General features: G+C 63.2%; 17 protein-coding genes. 12 read left to right on the forward strand and 5 right to left on the reverse strand.

Translation table 11 applies throughout. The features are described from left to right. The first annotated feature begins 13 nt into the window (after window positions 1-13). The 4 genes from argH (at window position 14) to FXN63_RS24095 (ending at window position 5,080) form a co-directional block, all read left to right on the forward strand. Window positions 14-1,534, forward strand: a complete 1,521-nt coding sequence (gene argH, locus FXN63_RS24080; protein WP_148818044.1) for an argininosuccinate lyase — start codon at window positions 14-16, stop codon at window positions 1,532-1,534. Further along, on the forward strand, window positions 1,531-3,384 hold the full coding sequence (locus tag FXN63_RS24085; RefSeq protein ID WP_148818045.1) for an ABC transporter ATP-binding protein: 1,854 nt from the start codon (window positions 1,531-1,533) through the stop codon (window positions 3,382-3,384). The genes argH and FXN63_RS24085 overlap by 4 nt, the downstream gene beginning before the upstream one ends. Before the next feature lie 82 nt (window positions 3,385-3,466). Next, window positions 3,467-3,820 (forward strand): nucleotide pyrophosphohydrolase, encoded by a 354-nt coding sequence (locus FXN63_RS24090; RefSeq protein ID WP_148818046.1) that lies wholly within the window; start codon window positions 3,467-3,469, stop codon window positions 3,818-3,820. Between the two features lie 240 nt (window positions 3,821-4,060). Beyond that, window positions 4,061-5,080 (forward strand): histone deacetylase family protein, encoded by a 1,020-nt coding sequence (locus tag FXN63_RS24095; RefSeq protein ID WP_148818047.1) that lies wholly within the window; start codon window positions 4,061-4,063, stop codon window positions 5,078-5,080. Between the two features lie 133 nt (window positions 5,081-5,213). Here FXN63_RS24095 and FXN63_RS24100 read toward each other — a convergent pair whose 3' ends face one another. From FXN63_RS24100 to FXN63_RS24120, 5 genes are all read right to left on the reverse strand, one after another. Beyond that, the gene (locus FXN63_RS24100) at window positions 5,214-5,801 is read right to left on the reverse strand and encodes a sugar O-acetyltransferase (RefSeq protein WP_148818048.1); all 588 of its coding nucleotides are present in this window, start codon (window positions 5,799-5,801) and stop codon (window positions 5,214-5,216) included. Window positions 5,802-5,923: 122 nt separating this feature from the next. After that, window positions 5,924-8,053, reverse strand: a complete 2,130-nt coding sequence (locus FXN63_RS24105; protein ID WP_425468634.1) for a TonB-dependent siderophore receptor — start codon at window positions 8,051-8,053, stop codon at window positions 5,924-5,926. A 191-nt stretch (window positions 8,054-8,244) separates the two neighbouring features. After that, window positions 8,245-9,270 (reverse strand): lipoyl synthase, encoded by a 1,026-nt coding sequence (lipA, locus tag FXN63_RS24110; protein WP_148818050.1) that lies wholly within the window; start codon window positions 9,268-9,270, stop codon window positions 8,245-8,247. Between the two features lie 148 nt (window positions 9,271-9,418). Then, entirely contained in the window at window positions 9,419-10,108 is a 690-nt protein-coding gene (lipB, locus tag FXN63_RS24115) for a lipoyl(octanoyl) transferase LipB (RefSeq protein WP_148818051.1), read from the reverse strand. Then, a complete protein-coding gene (locus tag FXN63_RS24120; RefSeq protein WP_148818052.1) occupies window positions 10,108-10,401 on the reverse strand; it encodes a DUF493 family protein in 294 nt (97 codons plus the stop codon). The genes lipB and FXN63_RS24120 overlap by 1 nt, the downstream gene beginning before the upstream one ends. A 291-nt stretch (window positions 10,402-10,692) precedes the next feature. Here FXN63_RS24120 and FXN63_RS24125 point away from each other — a divergent pair, with 291 nt between their 5' ends. The 8 genes from FXN63_RS24125 (at window position 10,693) to lpdA (ending at window position 20,967) form a co-directional block, all read left to right on the forward strand. Continuing rightward, on the forward strand, window positions 10,693-11,604 hold the full coding sequence (locus FXN63_RS24125; protein WP_148818053.1) for an NADPH-dependent oxidoreductase: 912 nt from the start codon (window positions 10,693-10,695) through the stop codon (window positions 11,602-11,604). A gap of 180 nt (window positions 11,605-11,784) precedes the next feature. Then, window positions 11,785-12,306, forward strand: a complete 522-nt coding sequence (locus FXN63_RS24130) for an RNA polymerase sigma factor (protein WP_187395015.1) — start codon at window positions 11,785-11,787, stop codon at window positions 12,304-12,306. Further along, window positions 12,303-13,133: a FecR family protein gene (locus tag FXN63_RS24135; RefSeq protein WP_148818055.1), complete on the forward strand. Its 831-nt coding sequence runs from the start codon at window positions 12,303-12,305 to the stop codon at window positions 13,131-13,133. Before FXN63_RS24130 ends, FXN63_RS24135 begins: the two co-directional genes overlap by 4 nt. 113 nt (window positions 13,134-13,246) lie before the next feature. Further along, window positions 13,247-15,661: a TonB-dependent siderophore receptor gene (locus FXN63_RS24140; RefSeq protein WP_148818056.1), complete on the forward strand. Its 2,415-nt coding sequence runs from the start codon at window positions 13,247-13,249 to the stop codon at window positions 15,659-15,661. A 208-nt stretch (window positions 15,662-15,869) separates the two neighbouring features. Next, window positions 15,870-17,102 carry a 3-methyl-2-oxobutanoate dehydrogenase (2-methylpropanoyl-transferring) subunit alpha gene (locus tag FXN63_RS24145; protein WP_148818057.1) on the forward strand — a complete coding sequence of 411 codons (1,233 nt, stop codon included), beginning with the start codon at window positions 15,870-15,872 and terminating at the stop codon, window positions 17,100-17,102. A gap of 55 nt (window positions 17,103-17,157) precedes the next feature. Beyond that, on the forward strand, window positions 17,158-18,162 hold the full coding sequence (locus FXN63_RS24150; RefSeq protein ID WP_222864111.1) for an alpha-ketoacid dehydrogenase subunit beta: 1,005 nt from the start codon (window positions 17,158-17,160) through the stop codon (window positions 18,160-18,162). A gap of 1 nt (window position 18,163) precedes the next feature. Further along, complete coding sequence (locus FXN63_RS24155) at window positions 18,164-19,546, forward strand: dihydrolipoamide acetyltransferase family protein (protein WP_148818059.1); 1,383 nt, start codon at window positions 18,164-18,166, stop codon at window positions 19,544-19,546. A 2-nt stretch (window positions 19,547-19,548) separates the two neighbouring features. Further along, window positions 19,549-20,967, forward strand: coding sequence for a dihydrolipoyl dehydrogenase (gene lpdA, locus FXN63_RS24160; RefSeq protein WP_148818060.1), 1,419 nt, complete (start codon window positions 19,549-19,551; stop codon window positions 20,965-20,967). Window positions 20,968-21,062 lie beyond the last annotated feature (95 nt).

The raw sequence follows: 21,062 nt of genomic DNA on the forward strand, positions 1-21,062 counted from the left end.
GCAGCACACACCCATGACCTCCATCACCGCCCATGAAACCCTGCTCACCGACGCCCGGTTGAGCGCACCGCCTGCTGCCAGGCTGGTCAAGTATCACGACATCCCTGCGCTGGAACGGGAGAAGAAACAGTTCCAGGAATTCGTCGCGGTCGACTTGGCGCACACCACCATGCTGGTCGAGGAAGGCATCATCTCAGCAGCTACCGGGCGCGCCATTCTGGAACAGCTGCTGGTCATCCGCCGCATGCAGCCGGCAGACTTCCCGACCGATATTCGCCGTGGCAGTTTCCTGCTGCAGATGGAGTCCTACCTGTTTGCCGCGATTGGTGAAGACGTGGGCGGGCAGATGCATACCGGACGCAGCCGCATCGATCAGGGCGCGACCGTGCGGCGGTTGTACAAACGCAATCGCATGCTGGACGTGATGGACCGGCTCAACGGATTTCAGGATGCCATTGCACAACAAGCGCAGCGCCATGCCCGCACGATCATGCCGGGTTATACGCACATGCAGCATGCGCAGCCCTGGGTGTTTGGCCATTACCTGCTGAGCTTCAGTTCACGCCTGCACGATAGCTTCGAGCGACTGGCCCAGGCTTATGGGCGCGTGAATCGGAATCCGCTTGGCGCGGTGGGGCTGTCCGGTACCTCGTGGCCACTGAATCGCACACGTACCACCGAGCTGCTGGGTTTCGACGGCATGGTGGAAAACTCCAAGCTTGGCCGCGAGGCCTATTACGCGGCAGAAGCGATCGGTGCACTGGCCTTTGTCATGGCGGACCTGAACGACCTGGCGACCGACCTGCATCTGTGGTCCAGCACCGAGTTCGGTCTGGTCGAATGCGACGACAGTTATTGCGGCACCAGCAGCATCTTCCCGCAGAAAAAAAACCCGGCGGGACTGGAAACGGTGAAGAAAGCCGCTGGGTCGGCCGTGACCTGGCTGGCGACCGCACTGGCCACCTTCCGCGCCGAAGGCACGGGCGATCAGGCCATGCGTGACTTGCCCATGATCGACGAGGCACTTGCCAGCACCGAAGGCATGCTGGACCTGTTCACCGGGGTCATCGACACCCTGATCGTGCACGACGACCGCATGGCCGAATCGCTGAGCGGCAGCTGGTGCACCGCCAGCAATCTGGCCGACGTGATCGTGCGTGAACGTGGCCTGTCGTTCCGGCAGGTTCATCACATCGTGGCGCGCGTGGTGCGCAACAGCCTGGCGCAAGGCATTGGCCCCGGCGCGCTGAGCAGCGCCATGCTGGATGCAGCGGCGCAGGAAACGGCGGGCATTTCGCTGGACCTGGGTGATGTCTGCGTGCGTGATGCACTCGATCCACGACGCTTTGTCGAAACTCGCGTGACCGACGGTGGGGTCGGCCCCTTGCAGGTCGATCGCATGCTGGCGCGTGCCCAGCAGGAGCGGGCAAGCGACAAGCTGTGGGTGGACGCCGCGCGTGCGCGCATCGCCCATGCCGCGCAGGAACTGGACCATGCCGTCAAGCAACTCGTAGCTCCCGTGGAGGCCACATGAATGACGACATCGTTGCCCGCGTACAGAACCTGAGCGTGTCATTCGGCAGCGCAGGCGATGCACCCGCCGTGGTGCGTGACGTGTCTTTCGAGGTCGCACGCGGCAAGACATTGGCCATCGTCGGCGAGTCCGGATCGGGAAAATCCGTGACCTCGCTGGCCATCATGGGTCTGGTCGGTCTGGGCGGTGGTCGCATCGTGTCCGGCCAGATCGAACTGCGCACCCGACGACATGGCGTGGTCGATCTGACGCAGGCCCCGGAATCCCAGCTGCGGCGCTTGCGCGGTGCCGACATGGCGATGATCTTCCAGGAGCCGATGACCTCGCTGAACCCGGTGTTCAAGGTGGGCGACCAGATCATGGAAGCCATCCGCCTGCACCAGCCCGGCGATCGTTCAAGCGTGCTGGCGCGCACCCTGCGCACACTGGACCTGGTGCGGATTCCCGATGCCAGGCAGGTGATGGACCGTTATCCGCACCAGCTGTCGGGCGGCATGCGCCAACGCATCATGATCGCGATGGCGCTGGCGTGTGAACCCACGCTGTTGATCGCAGACGAACCCACGACTGCGCTGGACGTGACGGTGCAGTCGCAGATTTTGCAGATCATTCGTGGCCTGCAAGACGATCTGGACATGGGAGTGGTCTTCATCACCCACGACATGGGCGTGGTGGCAGAGATCGCCGATACGGTGATGGTGATGCGCCAGGGCGAAACCGTGGAACGTGGCGCAGTGGGCGACGTATTTGCGCGCCCGCAGCACCCCTACACACAAAGCCTGCTGCGCGCAGTGCCCAAGCTGGGTGCCATGCAAGGGACCGACTTGCCCGCGAAATTTCCCTTGCTGGAACCTGGCAACGAAGCGGAAAAATCCAGCACACAATCCGCGCCATCGCCCGAGGTACACGCCCCCGACTACACCAGCCCGCCCTTGCTGCGCGTGCGCAATCTGGTGACACGCTACGATCTTCGCGGTGGCTTGCTGGGCCGTGTGCAACGTCGTGTCCATGCAGTCGAAGACATCAGCTTTGATCTGTTTCCCGGTGAGACGCTTGCGCTGGTGGGCGAATCGGGCTGCGGCAAGTCGACCACGGCACGTGCAGTCGCGCGACTGCTGGGTACGCAAGCTGGGCAAATCGAATTCGATGGCCAGTCCATTCAAACCATGACGGGCAAACGACTGAAGGACCTGCGGCGTGATGTGCAGATGGTGTTTCAAGACCCCTACGCTTCACTGGACCCACGCCGAAGCATCGAGGATGCCTTGCTTGAGCCGTTGACGGTGCACGGCTTGGCGCACGGTGACGCTGCGCGTCGACGCGTAGGTGAATTGCTGAGCCAAGTCGGCCTGCGACCGGAACATGCACATCGCTACCCGCATGAGTTTTCTGGTGGCCAGCGCCAACGCATCTGCATCGCCCGTGCGCTGGCGCTGTCGCCACGGCTGATCGTCGCCGACGAATCGGTGTCGGCGCTGGACGTGTCGATTCAGGCGCAGGTGATCAACCTGATGCAAGACTTGCAGCGTCAACTGGGCATCGCGTTCCTGTTCATTTCTCATGACCTGGCGGTGGTGGAACGCGTCAGCCACCGGGTGGCGGTGATGTACCTGGGACGCATCGTGGAAATCGGCAGCCGTCGCCAGATATTCGAAGACCCGCGCCATTCCTACACCCGCAAACTGCTGGCCGCCGTCCCGGTGGCTGACCCACAGCAACGCAAGACACGACAGATGATGGATGGCGAGATTCCAAGCCCGGTACGCAGCGTGGACTACGTGCCCGTCGCGCAGCACGTGCACGAGGTTGCACAGGGCCACCTGGTTGCGCAGGAATCGATGGCGGCGTGAATGTGCTCGACCTAAGTTCGGGTTCGGACTTGGCCCCGGACGCGGTAGGCTGCGGTTTTCTGCCGACTTCTTGCAGCCTGCCATGTCCGACTTTCAAACCATCCAGCAAGCCCTTCGCCGATTTACTGACGAACGCGACTGGGCGCAATTTCATTCCCCCAAGAATCTGGCCATGGCGCTTGCCGGTGAAACCGGCGAGCTGGTGGCGAACTTCCAGTGGCTGACCGAAGCCCAGTCGGCCGCGCCCGATGCGGCCACCAAGCAGGCGATTCGTGAAGAGATCGCCGACGTGCAGATGTACTTGCTGCTGCTGGCCGACAAGCTGGACATCGATGTGGCGCAGGCCGTGGCGGAGAAGATGGAGATGAACGCCAGGAAGTACCCGGCACCTGAGTTCTCGGGCTCGGCACGGAAGTACGATCGGCCTGCAGACTGAGCGTGGTTTGGTCCGCACCGATGGCTCGCCACACCAGCAGTGTCTTTGCAGCAGCAAGGCTCTGCTTCCCGCAAGAGAAGCAGATAACCGTGAATCACTAGCCGATAAAGACAAGACAGCCCAGGCCCGCCATTCGCCAGCCTTATGTGCCGAATAAACATTTGAAATTTGACGAATGGGTGTCTCAGGCGCGATAAACGTCTGGTCCGCGCTGCTGCGCTTCTTCTGGAACCCTGCTTCATGTTGACGTTCTTCCACCCCGAGCAACTGCTTCACCATCCACGCAGCTATTTTTCGCGCGGGCAGATGCGAACGCCGCAGGAAGTACCGGAACGCGTACAGCGCCTGCTGCAAGCCGTCGACGCGCTGGGCTTTACCGTGAAGCAACCTGCAGACGCGGGCTTGGCACCGCTGGCCGCCGTGCACACCACGGAATATCTGGCCTTCCTGGAACACGCGCACAAACGCTGGAAGGAAGTGCCGGCCGATTGGGGCGAGGAAGTGATGTCGAACATCTTCGTGCGTGAACCCAATGCACTGCGCGGCATTCTGGCCGAAGCGGCCAAGTACCTGGCTGACGGCAGTTGCCCGGTTGGTGCGTCCACCTGGCGTTCGGCCTATTGGTCGGCGCAGTCGGCCGCTGCGGCTGCTGAAGCCGTGCTGGCTGGCGAAAAATCCACCTACGCGCTGTGCCGCCCGCCCGGCCACCATGCACGCATCGATGCAGCCGGTGGCTTCTGTTATGTGAACAACGCAGCCGTGGCCGCGCAGATTCTGCGCAAGCAACACGCCAAGGTGGTAGTGCTGGACCCCGACATGCACCACGGCCAGGGCGTGCAGGACATCTTCTACGAGCGCGACGATGTGCTGTACATCTCGATCCACGGCGACCCGACCAACTTCTATCCGGGCGTGGCGGGTTTCGAGGATGAAACCGGTGCGGGCAAGGGCAAGGGCTACAACCTGAACCTGCCCATGCCGCATGGCAGTTCTGAAGCGGTGTTCTTCGAACAGCTGGACCGCGCGGTGGCTGCGATCAAGGACTTCGGTGCGGATGCGCTGGTGTTCTCGATTGGCTTCGATATCTACCGGGGCGATCCGCAGTCGATGATCGATTTTTCGGCGGAAGGGTTTGGCCGCATGGGTCAGATCATCAAGGCGCTCGACCTGCCCACGGTCGTGGTGCAGGAAGGTGGTTATGACATTGAAACGCTGAACGACAATGCGCAGCGTTTCTTCAATGGCTTTTTGAAGGGCTGATCGGAATCAGCGGTTCTGGCGCTTGAAAGGACTGCTTGAAAGGACTGCTTGCAAGCTTTCTGAGCATGACTGCGGAGCGTGCCAACAGCGCAGTGGTTGGTGCGCTTTGCAGACCACTCAGCGCATCCTCAGATCATCGGGGCCGACGCGCAATTTCATCGGCCTCGACAATCGGCCGGATGACCTTCGCCGGGTTACCCGCCACCAGCACCCCTGGCGGCACGTTGCGGTTCACCACTGCGCCTGCCGCCACCACGCTACCCGCGCCGATGCGCACACCGGGCAGAATCTGCACCCCTGCCCCGATCCACACGTTGTCTTCAATGAGGATGGGCAGCGCGTATTCCAGCCCCTGGTTGCGACGGCCGACATCCATCGGATGCCCGGCGGTGTGGATGCCCACGTTCGGCGCAATGAATACGTTGCTGCCGATGGTGACCTTTGCGCAGTCCAGAATCACCAAACCGACATTGGCGTAGAAATTTTCGCCCAAGCTGATGTTGAAGCCGTAGTCGCAATTGAATGGCGGCTCAATAGTGAAGTTTTCACCGGTCTTGCCCAACAGCGAACGCAGGATTTCACGGCGCCGATCTGCTTGCGCAGGATGCGTGTGATTGAAGTCGAACAGCTGCCCTTTGGCGTGGTTGCGCTGGTGCAGCAGCTCGACGTTGTAGTTCGCGTCGTACAACAAGCCTGCGGCGGCCTTCTCCGATTCGTTCATGGGCATGCTCCGTCGATTAAGTGGGAACAGCCTAGCATCGGCCTGCCGCCCAACCCGGCAAAGTAACGGACGCTGGCACCCGTTACACCCGGTTCAGGCTGCGCGCAGACCCCCTCAGCCCCCTAGAACTTCGCGGTCACGCTCATCGCCAGCGTGCGCGGGTCGCCGGGCTTCACGTAGTCAGCGTACTGGTACATCCAGTATTCCTTGTTCAGCAGGTTGTTGATGCCGACGCGGAAGGTGGTTTCATAGCCGCTCAGGCGGGTGTCGTAACGCGCGCCCACATTGACCAGTGCGTAGCCTGCGGTGCTCAGCCCGCCTGCTGCGCGCAGGGACGTATCGCCGGTGTACTTCACGTCGGCCCGCAGCGACAGGCCAGGCAACTGCGCCACCTGATAACCAAGCTGCGCGGCCGCCACGAAGCGCGGTGCGCCCGCTACCCGATTGCCCACGTTCGCCTGGCCCTTGGCGTATTCGGTATCCAGCAGCATCAGGTTGCCGCCAAGCGTCCAGGCCCGGCCAAGGCGGGTGGCAGCACCGAGTTCCAGACCTTGATAACGCGACTGGCCGTCCTGCACCACAGTGTTGGCGGCGTTCACGTATTCGGATTTACGCTCGATGCGGAACAAGGCGGCACTGGCCGACCAGCCGTCTCGCTGGGTCTTGATGCCCACCTCGTATTGTTTGCTGTCCAGCGGTGCCAGCGCAGTGCCGGCATTGACGTAGCCCGGTCCGACGATCTGGCCTTGTTCCAGCGATTCCACATAGCTTGCATACGCCGTGGTCGCCGCATCCGGCTTGAACATCAGCGCCAGGGTCGGCGTGTTGACGTTTTGCGCGTAGCGCGAGGTGCGCGCACCCGTGGTGCTGAAGTTGTCCTGTTCATAACGCGTATGGCGCAGACCGCCCAGCACCGACCAGCGCTCGCTCAGGTCGATGGTGTCGCTGATGAACAGGCCGTGCTCGGTGGTCTTGGCAGCGCGATACAGGCTCAGGCCGGCCGGGCTGCTGTAGCGATACGGATTGGCCACCGCCAGCGATCCACTGCCCAGCGTGCCGTAGTAACCATCGGCGCTGTAATCGTTCTCTCGTGACAGCCATGACCCACCCACCACGATCTGATGCTTCACGCTGCCGGTGCTCACGCGCCCTTCGAGCATGGCCTGGCCGTAGTTCAGTTCGTAGCCTTCGCCGTAGTCGGATTGGTCGTGCACGTAGTTGCCCGCCACGTCTTGCACACGCAGCACGGTTTCGTTGCGCCGGGTGCGCGTGGTGCTGTGGCTGTAGCTGGCCGATGCCGTCCAGTCGGGCGACAGGCTGTATTTCAAGCCGGTCGAGTGGAAGCGGAAAGCATTGTCGACAAAGTTGCCGCCCCCGACCAGACGCCCGTTGTCGTTGCGAATAGTGCCCGGCAAGCCGCCGCCAGCGGGTAAGGCACTGGTGCGTATCGTGGCTTCCTGCCCATCGATATCCCGGTCTTGCAGGATGGACTGCCATTCCCAGGTCAGGCGGTCAGTGATGCGAGCATCCAGCGCCAGCGACAGGCTGTTGCGCTTGAGCGTTCCGTCCTGGAAGGTATCGCCCTGCTCGTGCGTGGCGTTGATGCGATAACCGAATCGCCCATCGGCCACCCGGTCACCGATATCGACATGCTGACTGAAGATGGAGTCGCTGACGTAGCCCAGGCTGACTGCGCGCATCGGCACGTCGCCCGGTTTCTTGGTCACGTAGTTGACCAGGCCACCCGGTGCGCCAAAGCCGTTCAGGAAACCGGTGGCCCCCTTGCGCAATTCGACCTGTTCCATGTGCTCGACCGGCATCACGGTCACAAAGCTGATGAAGGGCTTGCCATCGATACGAAACGAGTTCTGCCAGTCGAGATCCAGGCCACGCACCGTGAGGTAGCTGGCCCACGCGCCGTAGGCACCACTGTTGTCGGACACCGAGGCATCGGTAGCGAAGATGTCGCCCAGCTTGAGAATCTGGCGCTCCTGAAGCTCGCTGCGTGTCACCACCGAACTGGAGAACGGTGTGTCGAGCGCGGCGCGGGTGCCCAACGCCCCTGCCGCCACAGGTACATCCAGCCGCTGAAGCGTGGCATCGTCGCCCGTGGGGCTGACGGTCACGCTGGGCAGTTGTGCCACGTCGCTGGATGCATTGCCGGCCGTTTGTGCCTGCACAGGTGAGGCCGCGCCGATGAACGCGACGGCCACTGCAAAGGACAAAGGACGAAGTGAGTTGATCGACGTCACAGGGCACACTCCAGTCAAGATTAACCGGAATGATAATAACTATCGATATTAATATCAATAATTGAAATTGGTCCGCGACCACAGTGTCAAGGTTGCCGAATCACCAGCCGATGCGCCTTGTCTAGCCTGCCGCCCCACCATGCAAACGGGGCGCCGAAGCGCCCCGTTTTGATCTACCGCTACCTGAAGAATCAGGCACTCATGGCCGCGTCGGCAGCATGTGCCTGTTCGTCTGCGTGGTACGACGAACGCACCATCGCACCGACCGCAGCGTGCGAGAAGCCCATTGCGTAGGCCTCGCGCTCGAACATCTTGAAGGTGTCCGGGTGCACGTAGCGCAGCACCGGCAGGTGGTGTTCCGACGGTTGCAGGTACTGGCCGATGGTCAGCATGTCGACGTTGTGTGCGCGCATGTCGCGCATGACCTGCAGAATTTCTTCGTCGGTTTCGCCCAGGCCCAGCATCAGGCCAGACTTGGTGGGCACGTCGGGGTGGCGCAGCTTGAACTCGGACAGCAGTTTCAGCGAGTGCGCGTAGTCCGAACCCGGACGAGCCTGCTTGTACAGACGCGGCACGGTTTCCAGGTTGTGGTTCATCACGTCCGGGGGGCCGGCGTCCAGCACAGCCAGCGCCTTGTCCAGGCGGCCACGGAAGTCGGGCACCAGCACTTCGATGCGGGTCGCGGGCGACAGTTCGCGGGTGCGCGTGATGCATTCCACGTAGTGGGCGGCACCGCCGTCGCGCAGGTCGTCGCGGTCGACAGACGTGATCACGACGTACTTGAGCTTCAGGGCGGCAATGGTCTTTGCCAGGTTCAGCGGTTCGTCGGTGTCGAGGGGGTCGGGACGGCCGTGCCCCACGTCACAGAACGGGCAGCGGCGCGTGCACTTGTCACCCATGATCATGAAGGTGGCCGTGCCCTTGCCGAAGCATTCGCCGATGTTCGGGCAGGAGGCTTCTTCGCAGACGGTGTGCAGCTTGTGCTCACGCAGGATCTGCTTGATCTCGTAGAAGCGCGAGCTGGGCGACGCGGCTTTCACACGAATCCAGTCGGGTTTCTTCAGGCGTTCGGCCTGCACGATCTTGATCGGGATGCGCATCGTCTTGGCCTGCGACTTCTGCTTGGCAGTGGCGTCGTAGGTGGCGGCGGTGACATCGAGCGCGACGTCGGCGGTGGGGCCTGCCGGCGTCGTGATGGTTTCAGGCACAGAGCTCATGCTGGGATTCCTGTACAGCGGGTCCGGCATGAACCGGCGGCTGTGAGAGGTAAAGAGACCGCCATTCTACCGCTGGATGACAGATCGGCCGGGTTTACCCACACCCGCGACCGGGTCGCAGGGTATTTTGGAGACACCCGAGGCGGGCTTACAGACATCTTCGCAGGTTGGCGGCCAGGGTTTCACCAGCCTGCTGCACGCTGACCTTCACGCCGCAGCTGGCGATGTCGACGGTGCGCAGGCCCGCGTAACCGCAAGGATTGATGCCGAGGAATGGCGACAAGTCCATATCCACGTTCAAGGACACGCCGTGATAGGTGCAGCCCTTGCGCACCTTGATGCCCAGCGCGGCAATCTTGGCCAGTTCGTCCGTGCCCTGCCAGGGGACGTACACGCCTGGTGCACCGTCCTTGCGCTGCGCATCCGGCACACCCAGGTCGCCCAGGGTGTCGATGACGGCCTGTTCCAAGCGCTTGACGTACTCACGCACGAAGTAGCCGGCGCGATGCAGGTCACGCAGCACGTAGATCACGATCTGGCCGGGGCCGTGATAAGTGATCTGCCCGCCGCGATCGGTCTGCACCACGGGAATACCGGCTGCATTCAGCAGGTGTTCCGGCTTGCCGGCCAGGCCCTGGGTGTAGACCGGTGCATGCTCGGCTGCCCACATCTGGTCGGGCGTGTGGGCATCGCGGGCATCGGTGAAGTCACGCATCGCCTGCCAGGTGCTTTGATAGTCGACGGGCGGCGTCAGCCAGTGCAGCGGCGGGGCCTGCTGCGCAACCGGCGGCAACACGCTGGACGACGCAACTGACGGATCGGCGATGTTCGCGCTCATTACAGAACCATCGAAACCATCGGATGGCCCGACAGCGCGCGATACAGATCGTCGAGCTGTTCGCGCGAGGTGGCGGTGATGGTGAACGTCAGGCCGACGTAATTGCCGCCCTTGCTGGCGCGTGTCTCGATGGTCGACTCATCGAAGGTCGGGTCGAACTGCTTCACGACCGCGAGCAGGGTCGAGGTCAGATCGGGATTCTGCTTGCCCATCACCTTGATCGGGAAGGCGCTGGGATACTCGATCAGCGAGTCGGCGGGATCGAATTCTTCGGAACCGGTAGGTGAGGTCATGACGTGTGCGTCCGCGCAAAACAGATAAGTGGGGGCAAACGGACTTGCTGCAAGTCCGATTGCCAAAGGAGATAGAAAGGGGCAGCCAACATGCGCCGGCACAGCCCCGGATCAGCGGCACCTTGTGTCGCAGCTGATCCAAGCTCATGAATTTTCGTCCTTTTACAGACTTTTGGCATGTCGGCATGATGGTGGGCTGGCAATCGCCGGGTTTTGCTGGCGCTTTTGCCTTCTTGCTTTGTATCGGCTGCCCTGACAACTGGCCGCATCGCCCTGCCCATGGAGCTTGCAATGTCCTCTTCGCCCGACACCACGCGTGCTTTTTACAGCCATCCGTCCGACGCGCATGCATCCAACTCCCTGTTCTCCGATTCCGACTCCCTGTTCCCTGACGCACGCGCACATCTGCAGCGCCGCTACCGCGAACTGCCTGACCAGTTGCCTGCCGACTGGAACGACACGCTGGACACCTTGCTGTCCCATCGTTCGGTGCGCAGCTATCTGAATCAGCCTTTGCCCAAGGGCGCGCTGGAAACCGCGATTGCCGCCGCGCAGTCCGCGCCCAGCTCATCCAATCTGCAAGCCTGGAGCGTGATTGCCGTCACCGACACGGACCGCAAGGCGCGCATCAATGCGGTGTCGGGGTCGCAGCGCCAGATTTCGGAAGCGCCCTTGCTGCTGGTCTGGCTGGCCGACCTGTCGCGCCTGCGTGGCATTGCCGATTCCCGCAGCCATACGGCCGACGGGCTGGACTATCTGGAAACCTTCCTGCTGGCCGTAATCGACGCGGCCTTGGCCGCCCAGAACGCGGTGACGGCCTTCAATTCGCTGGGCCTGGGTTCTTGCTACATCGGCGCGATCCGCAACAACCCGACGACGGTTGCGGCCGAGTTGGGCTTGCCGCCCGAGGTGTTTCCGGTCTTTGGTCTGACGGTAGGCGTACCCGACCCGGCGCGCGCAACCGATGTGAAACCACGCCTGCCGCAGAGCAGCGTGCTGCATCGCGAGCAATACGAAAGCTCGGTACGCCCGGACGACCTGGCCCGTTACGACAGCACGCTGCGCGACTTCCAGATCGAGCAATCACTGCCGGCCATTGATTGGACACAACAGCTTAGCCAACGCATTGGTACGGCTGCCGCATTGAAAGGCCGTGACCGCTTGGGCGAGGTATTGAAGGAGCTAGGTTTCAAACTCAAGTGAAGACGGCGCGGCGGAATAAGGGAATCTGCCGCGCGGGCATATGTCCCAATACAAATGCGAGGACACGAACGAGAACAACAAAACAAGCGCAGGCATAGAACATGAATAACCACCCGTGACGATAATGCGAATAGTTATCATGCATAATTCCCATTTTGCCGCTGTGACTGTGTGCTCGTCGTGTCCGACTCTCCCCCCGAAGCACTCCTGTCCACGCTGATCCGCCATTACGACGACCTGGTCGATCACGTGCGACGCCGCTTTGGCGACCGGCACCTGGCGCGTGATGTGGTGCAGGATGTCTGCGTCCGCTTGATCGAGACGCCACCACGCAAGCCGATCCGCGAACCGCTCGCATTTTTGCGCCATGTGTCTACCCACTTGGCCATCGACCGCTGCCGTGTGGCCGACTATCGCGTGGACCGTACTGCACTGATGGCGGCAGGCCCGCACGCAAGTGAAACGCCTGCCACACCCGACGAAACCGCTATTGCCGAGCAGGCACGTGCGGCACTGCTGGCAGCCATCCAGGCTTTGCCCGAGCGCTGCCGTGAGGTGTTTATCCTGCATGCGCTCTACGAGGTCCCACAGACCGAGATCGCCAAACGCCTGGGCATCTCGCGTACGATGGTTGCCCGGCATCTGGCCCGCGCGGACGAGGCGCTGCAACCCTTGCTGTCCCGCTCGAATTCCCGCCCATGACATTGCCCCCACCCCCGCCCGACGACGAACTGGCGAGGCATGCCGACGCGCTGCGCGGGCTGCTTCCCACGCCAGCACAAATCTACCGGCGTGCGGACCGGCGTCGGCACGCACGTCGGGCCGGCGGGCTGCTTGCTGCCTGTGTGGCGATGGCGCTGTTGCTGTGGATCGACCCTGCTGTGCAAACAATGCACTTTGCAACCGCCATTGGCGAACGCAAGAACGTAAGTCTGCCTGACGGCAGCCAGTTGGTGCTGAACACCGGTACGCGGCTGGACATGGCCTACAGCCTGCGCGCACGCCGCTTCACGCTGCACGAAGGCGAAGCGGTGTTCACGGTGTCTCACTCGCCGCTACGGCGCTTCGTGGTGCACACGCCTCAGGCGCAGATCGAAGATATCGGCACTGTCTTCAATGTCCGCAGCATTGCTCAGAAGACGCGCGTCAGTGTCGTGCAAGGAGCAGTCCTGGTCCATGGACCGGCCGGCGACACACGCGAGTTGCAGGTCGGGGAAGCACTCGCCGTCACACGCAGCGCCGGCCCGCCACAGGCCCTGGGTATGCCGATGTCCGCGACAGCCGACACCGCTTGGCGTGAGGGCAAGCTGGTCTTGGACCGGATGCCGCTTGGCGAGCTGGTCGATGAAATCCAGCGTTATCGCACAGCCGCCATCCAGCTGGACGATGCACGCCTGCGCGAGATCCCGCTGTCCGGCCAGTTCGACATTGCCCGCATCGAAGGCTTGATCGACCTGCTGCCGCGCCTGGCACCGGTCCGCGTACAGCGCCGGACCGATGGCAGCGTGGTGCTGGAACCCGCGAAATAAGGCCTTCGCCAGAAAGCCCAGCGCCCCCAATTGAAACAAAAAGAAACCTCAGGTTTGCACTGACCGCGTCCCATTCGGCTTCACCGGACATCCACCCTCCACCCGGAAGCCCCGTGAACCGCAATTACCCGCCGTCCAGGCACCTACGCCTTGCCGTCCTGACCGCCAGCCTGTTTCTGTGCGGACAAGTCCTCGCCCAGAGCCGCCCCATCGCTCTGCCCGCCCAGACGCTCGAACGTGCGCTGAACCAGTTGGCCCGGGATTCCGGCACCCAGATTCTGTACAGCAGCGAATTTGCGGCGGGCAAGATGGCCCCTGCGGTCAGCGGCACCATGACCGTACGCGAAGCGCTGGACCGCCTGCTGGCAGGTTCCGGCCTTGGCCTGCACGTGGAGGACGAACGTACCTTCATGGTGGTGCAGGCCAGACCGGGCATCAGCAGCCTCGCGCCGGTGACCGTCACCGCCCAGGGCGACAACGCCCCCTCGACGGCGTACATCGCGCCGGCCGTCAGCAACGCCACACGGCTGGCCCTGTCGCCGCGCGAGACCCCGCAGTCGGTCAGCGTGGTCACCCGCCAGCGCATGGAAGACCAGGCCATGCAGACCTTGCCCGATGCCCTCAGGCAGGCCACCGGCGTCAAGGTGCAGGAAGCCGAGGTCCTGGGCACGCAATACCAGGTGCGCGGCTTCACGCTCGACACCATCCAGATCGACGGCCTGCCCGTCAGCGTCAACAGCGCCGATTCCAGCGCCTCGCCCGATCTGGCGATCTACGACCGCGTGGAGATCCTGCGCGGCGCGGCCGGGCTGCTTCAGGGCGCCGGCACGCCGGGCGGCACCCTGAACCTCGTGCGCAAGATGCCCACTCGGGAATTCACCGGCAACGCCGCTGCCCAGGTCGGCTCCTGGGATGCCTACCGCGTGGAAGCGGACGTGTCCGGCCCGCTGTCGCAAAGCGGCGACCTGCGGGGCCGCCTGGTGGCCGTCGAGGACGATAGGCACTCCTTCATCGACTACGTGAAGGAAGACAAGCAGGTGCTGTATGGCGTGCTGCAGTACGACCTGTCTCCCTCGCTGCAACTGACTGCAGGCGTGGACTACCAGCGCACCAAGGGCGTGCCGCAGGGCACGGGCATCGTGTTCTACGAAGATGGCGGCGACATCGGCCTGCCGCGCAGCACCTACCTGGGCGCAGCCTGGAACCACCGCGAGACCCGCACCACACGGGTGTTCGGCGACCTGTCCTGGAAACTCGACAATGGCTGGAAAGCCAAGCTGTCGGCCCTCCGGGAATGGAACGACAACGACCTGGTGTTCCTGTCCGCCTCGGGTGGCCTGGGCGTGAACCGTGCCACCGGCCTGGGCCCCTTCCTGAACTATGCGAACGCGCGCCACATCGAACAGACCCAGAGCAGCCTGGAAGTCAGCGCCTCCGGGCCGTTCACGCTGCTGGGCCGCCAGCATGAGCTGGTGCTGGGCGCCAACACCCGCCGCAATCCCGCCGACGGCGACCGCGTGGCGCTGCTTGGTTATTCCTCGATCCGCCCGAACGTCCGCAACTGGAATCCGGCCTCGGTTGCCTACCCGAACATCACCCCCTACGACAGCCGCGCCACGACCGAAACCCGCCAGACCGGCGTCTACGCCGCGACCCGGCTGAGCCTGGCCGAGCCGCTTACCCTGCTGCTGGGCGGCCGCTTCAGCTGGTGGGACTACCAGAGCACCAACACCAACCTGCTGACGGGCGGCGTCACCTCGCGCGTGGGCTACCAGGTCGATGCCGAGTTCACGCCCTATGCGGGCCTGGTGTTCGACCTGAACCGGCAGTACTCGCTGTATGCCAGCTACACCGACGTGTTCCAGCCGCAGAATGCGGTCGATCGCACTGGCAGCCTGCTTGATCCGATCGTCGGCGCGAACTACGAAGCGGGCATCAAGGGCGAATTCCAGGACGGGCGCGTCAACGCCTCGCTGGCGGTGTTCCGCATTGACCAGAGCAACCGCGCGCAGAACGATCTGCAGGGTCCGCGCCCTTGCCCCTATACCACCGGCGACTACTGCTCGGTGGCCGCCGGCAAGGTGCGCAGCCAGGGCGTGGAGGCCGAAGTGTCGGGAGAACTCGCCCCCGGCTGGCAGGTGTTCGCCGGTTACACCCTCAACACCACCAAGTACCTCAATGACACCACCCGCGGTGGCCAGGTGTTCAATGCTTTCAACCCCAGGCACATGCTCAAGCTCTTCACCGCCTACCGGCTGCCGGATACGCTGTCGGCATGGACTGTGGGGGGCGGCCTGACCTGGCAGAGCGAGTACATCGCCCAGACCGCCACTTCCCGCATGGCCCAGCCCGGCTACGCGCTGGCCAACCTGATGCTGCGCTACGACTTCAATCGCAACATGTCGGCCACCCTCAACCTGAACAATGCCTTCGACAAACGTTATTACCGCTATCTGTCGCAGCCGAGTGCCTTCAATTACTACGGCGAGCCGCGCAACGTCATGCTGACCTTGCGGACCAAGTTCTGAACGAACCTGGCTTCTGAACAGGGCTTCATCTAGGGGAAAACCGGGGGGCGAAATCCCCCTGGCTTCACTGCTACATTTGCAATGCGACTGGCGTGGCACGACCCCTGCTGCGTATGTGTCGCGGCATGGCACGAGCCCGCACACCCCGCGCGCGACGTGCCTTTCTTGACACCCAGCGCAAGACAAAATCTAGCGTGGAGACAAGCGCATGAGCCAGTATGGCCCCCTGCGTCTGCATGTACCGGAGCCATCAGGCCGTCCGGGCTGCCAGACCGATTTTTCCTATCTTCACCTCGCGAAAGCCGGTGATGTCCGCAAGCCTCCCATCGACGCGACGCCTGTCGATACTGCCGACCTGGCCTACAGCCTGATTCGTGTGCTTGATGAAGACGGTCAGGCCGTTGGCCCCTGGGACCCCGAAGCCACACCCGAATTGCTGCGCGCCGGCATGCGCGCCATGCTGAAGACACGCGTGTTCGATTCACGCATGCTGATCGCGCAGCGCCAGAAGAAAATGTCCTTCTACATGCAGTGCCTGGGCGAAGAGGCGATTGCCACTGCCCAGACCTTGGCATTGAACCGCGACGACATGTGTTTCCCCACCTACCGCCAGCAGGGCATCCTGATGGCGCGCGAGGTGTCGCTGGTTGACATGATGTGCCAGCTGTTCTCGAACGAGCGTGATCCGCTGAAGGGTCGTCAGTTGCCCGTGATGTATTCCGTGCGGGACGCCGGTTTCTTCACGATTTCCGGCAACCTGGCTACGCAGTTCATTCAGGCGGTGGGCTGGGGCATGGCGTCCGCCATCAAGGGCGACACGCGTATTGCGTCGGCCTGGATCGGTGACGGTGCAACCGCTGAATCCGACTTCCACACGGCGCTGACTTTTGCCCACGTGTACCGCGCGCCGGTGATCTTGAACGTGGTGAACAACCAGTGGGCAATTTCCACCTTCCAGGCGATTGCAGGCGGTGAAGGTGCAACGTTTGCAGGACGCGGCGTGGGCTGCGGCATTGCCTCATTGCGGGTCGATGGCAACGATTTCCTGGCGGTGTATTCCGCCTCGCGCTGGGCCGCCGAGCGCGCCCGCCGCAACCTCGGGCCGACCTTGATCGAATGGGTTACCTACCGTGCCGGTCCGCACTCCACCTCGGATGATCCATCCAAGTACCGTCCTGCCGATGACTGGAATCACTTCCCGCTCGGCGATCCGATCGGCCGCCTGAAGCAGCACATGATCCTGAAGGGCATCTGGTCCGACGAGGAACATGAGGCCACCAAGAAGGCGCTCGAAGTCGAGATCACCACCGCCCAGAAGGAAGCAGAGGCCTTCGGCACGCTGTCCAGCGGCTACGCGCCCAGCGCGGCGGAGATGTTCGACGACGTGTACAAGGAAATGCCCGCGCACTTGCGCGCGCAGCGTCAGCAACTCGGGGTCTGAAATGAGTGCAGTGATGAAAGACTCGGTGCAGGACACCGGCCGCGACGTGGTCGCGATGAGCATGATCCAGGCGCTGCGTTCGGCGATGGACGTGATGCTGGAACGCGACGACAACGTCGTGGTGTTCGGCCAGGACGTGGGTTACTTCGGCGGCGTGTTCCGCTGCACCGAAGGCCTGCAAGCCAAGTACGGGAGTTCACGCGTGTTCGACGCGCCGATCTCGGAAGGCGGCATTGTGGGCGCGGCGGTTGGCATGGGTGCCTACGGCCTGCGCCCGGTCATCGAAATCCAGTTTGCCGATTACTTCTACCCCGCGTTCGACCAGATCGTCTCGGAAGCGGCACGTCTGCGTTATCGGTCGGTGGGACAGTTCACCGCCCCCATGACCATTCGCATGCCGTGTGGCGGCGGCATCTACGGCGGACAGACACACAGCCAAAGCCCGGAAGCGGTGTTCACCCACGTGTGCGGTCTGCGCACCGTGATGCCGTCGAACCCGTATGACGCAAAAGGCTTGCTGATCGCATCCATCGAGAATGACGACCCGGTGATCTTCCTGGAACCCAAGCGCCTGTACAACGGCCCCTTCGACGGTCACCACGACCGCCCGGTGGTGCCGTGGTCCAAGCACCCGAAAAGCCAGGTTCCCAAGGGTTATTACACCGTGCCGCTGGATACCGCAGAGATCGTGCGCCCCGGCAAGGAACTGACCATCATCACCTACGGCACGACGGTGTATGTGTCGCAGACCGCTGCCGAAGAGGCAGGCATCGACGCCGAGGTGATCGACCTGCGCAGCCTGTGGCCGCTGGACCTGGAAACCATCGTCAATTCCGTGAAAAAGACCCGCCGCTGCGTGGTGGTGCACGAAGCCACGCGCACCTGCGGTTTTGGTGCCGAACTGGTGTCATTGATTCAAGAGCACTGCTTCCACTGGCTTGAAGCGCCGATCGAGCGCGTGACAGGTTGGGACACGCCGTATCCACATGCGCAGGAGTGGGCGTACTTCCCCGGCCCCGCGCGTGTGGGCGCGGCCTTCAAGCGTGCGATGGAGGGATGACATGGGCATTCATGTAATCAAGATGCCGGACATCGGCGAAGGCATTGCCGAAGTCGAACTGGCTGCGTGGCATGTGAAGGTGGGCGACGTTGTCTCGGAAGACCAGATTCTGGCCGACGTCATGACCGACAAGGCCACCGTGGAAATTCCGTCACCGGTGGTGGGCAAGGTGCTTGCGCTGGGCGGTGCGGTAGGTGAAGTGATGGCCGTCGGTGGGGAGCTGATCCGCATCGAGGTGGAAGGCGCGGGGAATTTGAAGGAAGGCGCGTCGGCTGCCAAGCCTGCCGCCGCTGCAAACGCAGCCGGCACCGCAGTCGGTCCGGACATGGCGAATGTCAGCGGCGGTGCTGCACCGGCCGACATTCCGAAAACCATGGGGGTTGAACCCGCCCAGGCAGAAACCAAGAAAGCGCCGGCCAGCCCGGCAGCAGCGTCGGCTGCGACGGCAAAGCCTGCGCCCAAGTCGGCATCGGGTGCTGTGCGCAATACCAGCGCCGCTCGCCCGGACGGCGAACGTGCGCTTGCATCCCCGGCCGTGCGGCAGCGCGCCTGGGACTTGGGTATCGACATTCAGTTCGTGCATGGAACCGGCCCCGCTGGCCGCGTGACCTATGACGACATCGACGCCTTCCTGGCGGGCAAGAACGCACAGCCCACCGGTGCCGACACGCGTTATGCCGTGCGCGCCGACGAAGAAGAAGTACCGGTGATCGGCCTGCGCCGCAAGATCGCGCAGAAGATGCAGGAAGCCAAGCGTCGCATCCCCCACTTCACTTATGTGGAAGAGATTGACGTCACGGAACTGGAATCGCTGCGCGCGCAGTTGAATGCCAAGTGGGGCAAGGAACGCGGCAAGCTGACCGTGCTGCCGCTGCTGGTGCGCGCGGTGGTGATTGCGCTGCGCGACTTCCCGCAGATCAATGCACGTTATGACGATGAAGCCGGTGTGGTCACGCGTTATGGCGCAGTGCACTGCGGTATCGCCACGCAGACCAGCACTGGCCTGATGGTTCCCGTGGTGCGCAATGCGGAATCGCGCGACCCCTGGGGCAATGCGGCGGAAATCGCGCGCCTGGCCGACGCGGCACGCACCGGCAAAGCCGGTCGTGACGAACTGTCCGGCTCCACGATTACCATCACCAGCCTGGGTGCCTTGGGCGGCATCGTCAGCACGCCGGTGATCAACCATCCCGAAGTCGGCATCGTCGGCGTCAACCGCATGGTCGAACGACCGGTGGTGCGCGATGGCGCAATCGTGATCCGCAAGATGATGAACCTGTCCTCGTCCTTCGACCATCGGGTGGTTGATGGCGCAGATGCGGCGGAATTCATCCAGTCGATCCGTGCGCTGCTGGAACATCCCGCCCTGCTGTTCGTGGAGTAAGCATGAGTGCACAACAAAGCAATGCCGCCCCGGAACACACCCGCCTGCTGATCATCGGCGGCGGCCCGGGCGGATATGTCGCGGCCATTCGCGCTGCACAACTGGGCGTGCAGACCACGCTGATCGAAGGTGCCTCCCTTGGCGGCACCTGCCTGAACATCGGCTGCATTCCGTCCAAGGCCCTGATTCACGCCGCCGAGGAATTCGAGAAGTCGCGTCACTACGCAGGCACGTCGCCGCTGGGCATCAAGGTGGAATCGCCCAGCATCGACATTCTGAAAACCGTGCAGTGGAAGGACGGCATCGTCGGCCGTCTGACCGGTGGCGTGGGTGCGCTGCTGAAAAAGCATGGCGTGACCGTCATCCGCGGCTGGGCCAGCATCGTGGACGGCAAGACGGTGGCGGTGGACGTGGAAGGCGGCTCGCCGCTGCGCATCACCTGCGATCACCTGCTGCTGGCTACCGGATCACAAGCTACTGCCCTGCCCTCGCTGCCTTTCGGCGGCAAGGTGATCTCGGCAACCGAAGCACTGTCCCCCACCGACTTGCCGGAACGCATGGTGGTGGTCGGTGGCGGCTACATCGGCCTGGAACTGGGCACGGCCTACCGCAAGCTGGGTGTGGACGTGACCGTAGTTGAAGCCCAGGACCGTGTGCTGCCTGCCTATGACGCAGAGCTGACCAAACCCGTGGACACGGCCTTGCGCAAGCTGGGCGTGAAACTGCTGCTGGGCCATGCTGTGCAAGGCTTGGCTGCCGGTGGCAACGCGGTGCGGGTTCGTGATGCAGACGGTGCGGAAACGGAAGTTCCTGCCGACCGTATTCTGGTCGCCGTGGGTCGCCGTCCGCGCACGGAAGGCTGGAAGCTGGACACGATTCCAGTCGACATGGTGGGCCGCGCGGTGAAGATCGACGACCAGTGCCGCACCTCCATGAGCAACGTCTGGGCGATTGGCGACATCACCGGTGAGCCGATGCTGGCGCACCGTGCCATGGCCCAAGGCGAGATGGTGGCCGAGCTGATCGCAGGCAAGACCCGCCACTTCGTCCCGGCTGCGATTCCGGCCGTGTGCTTCACCGACCCGGAAGTGGTGGTGGTCGGCAAGACACCGCCCGAGGCACGCCAGGCGGGCCTGGATTGCGTGACGGCCTTGTTCCCCTTCGCGGCCAATGGCCGTGCCATGACCATCGAATCCACCGATGGGTTTGTGCGGGTGGTGGCACGTCGCGACAATCACCTGATCGTGGGCTGGCAGGCGGTTGGCAAGGGGGTGTCGGAGCTGTCGACCGCATTCTCGCAGTCGCTGGAACTGGGCGCGCGATTGGAAGATGTGGCGGGCACGATCCACGCGCATCCGACATTGGGTGAAGCGGTTCAGGAAGCGGCGCTGCGTGCGCTGGGGCATGCGCTGCACATCTGATTTGTTTGTGTGATGATGAAGAGAACGGTGGCCTGCATGGGCTGCCGTTTTTTTTCGGCGGTTCTTTAGCCAGGCGCAAACCCATATTCATCATC

The sequence above is a fragment of the Pigmentiphaga aceris genome (assembly GCF_008119665.1).
GTDB classification, from domain to species: Bacteria; Pseudomonadota; Gammaproteobacteria; order Burkholderiales; family Burkholderiaceae_B; genus Pigmentiphaga; species Pigmentiphaga aceris.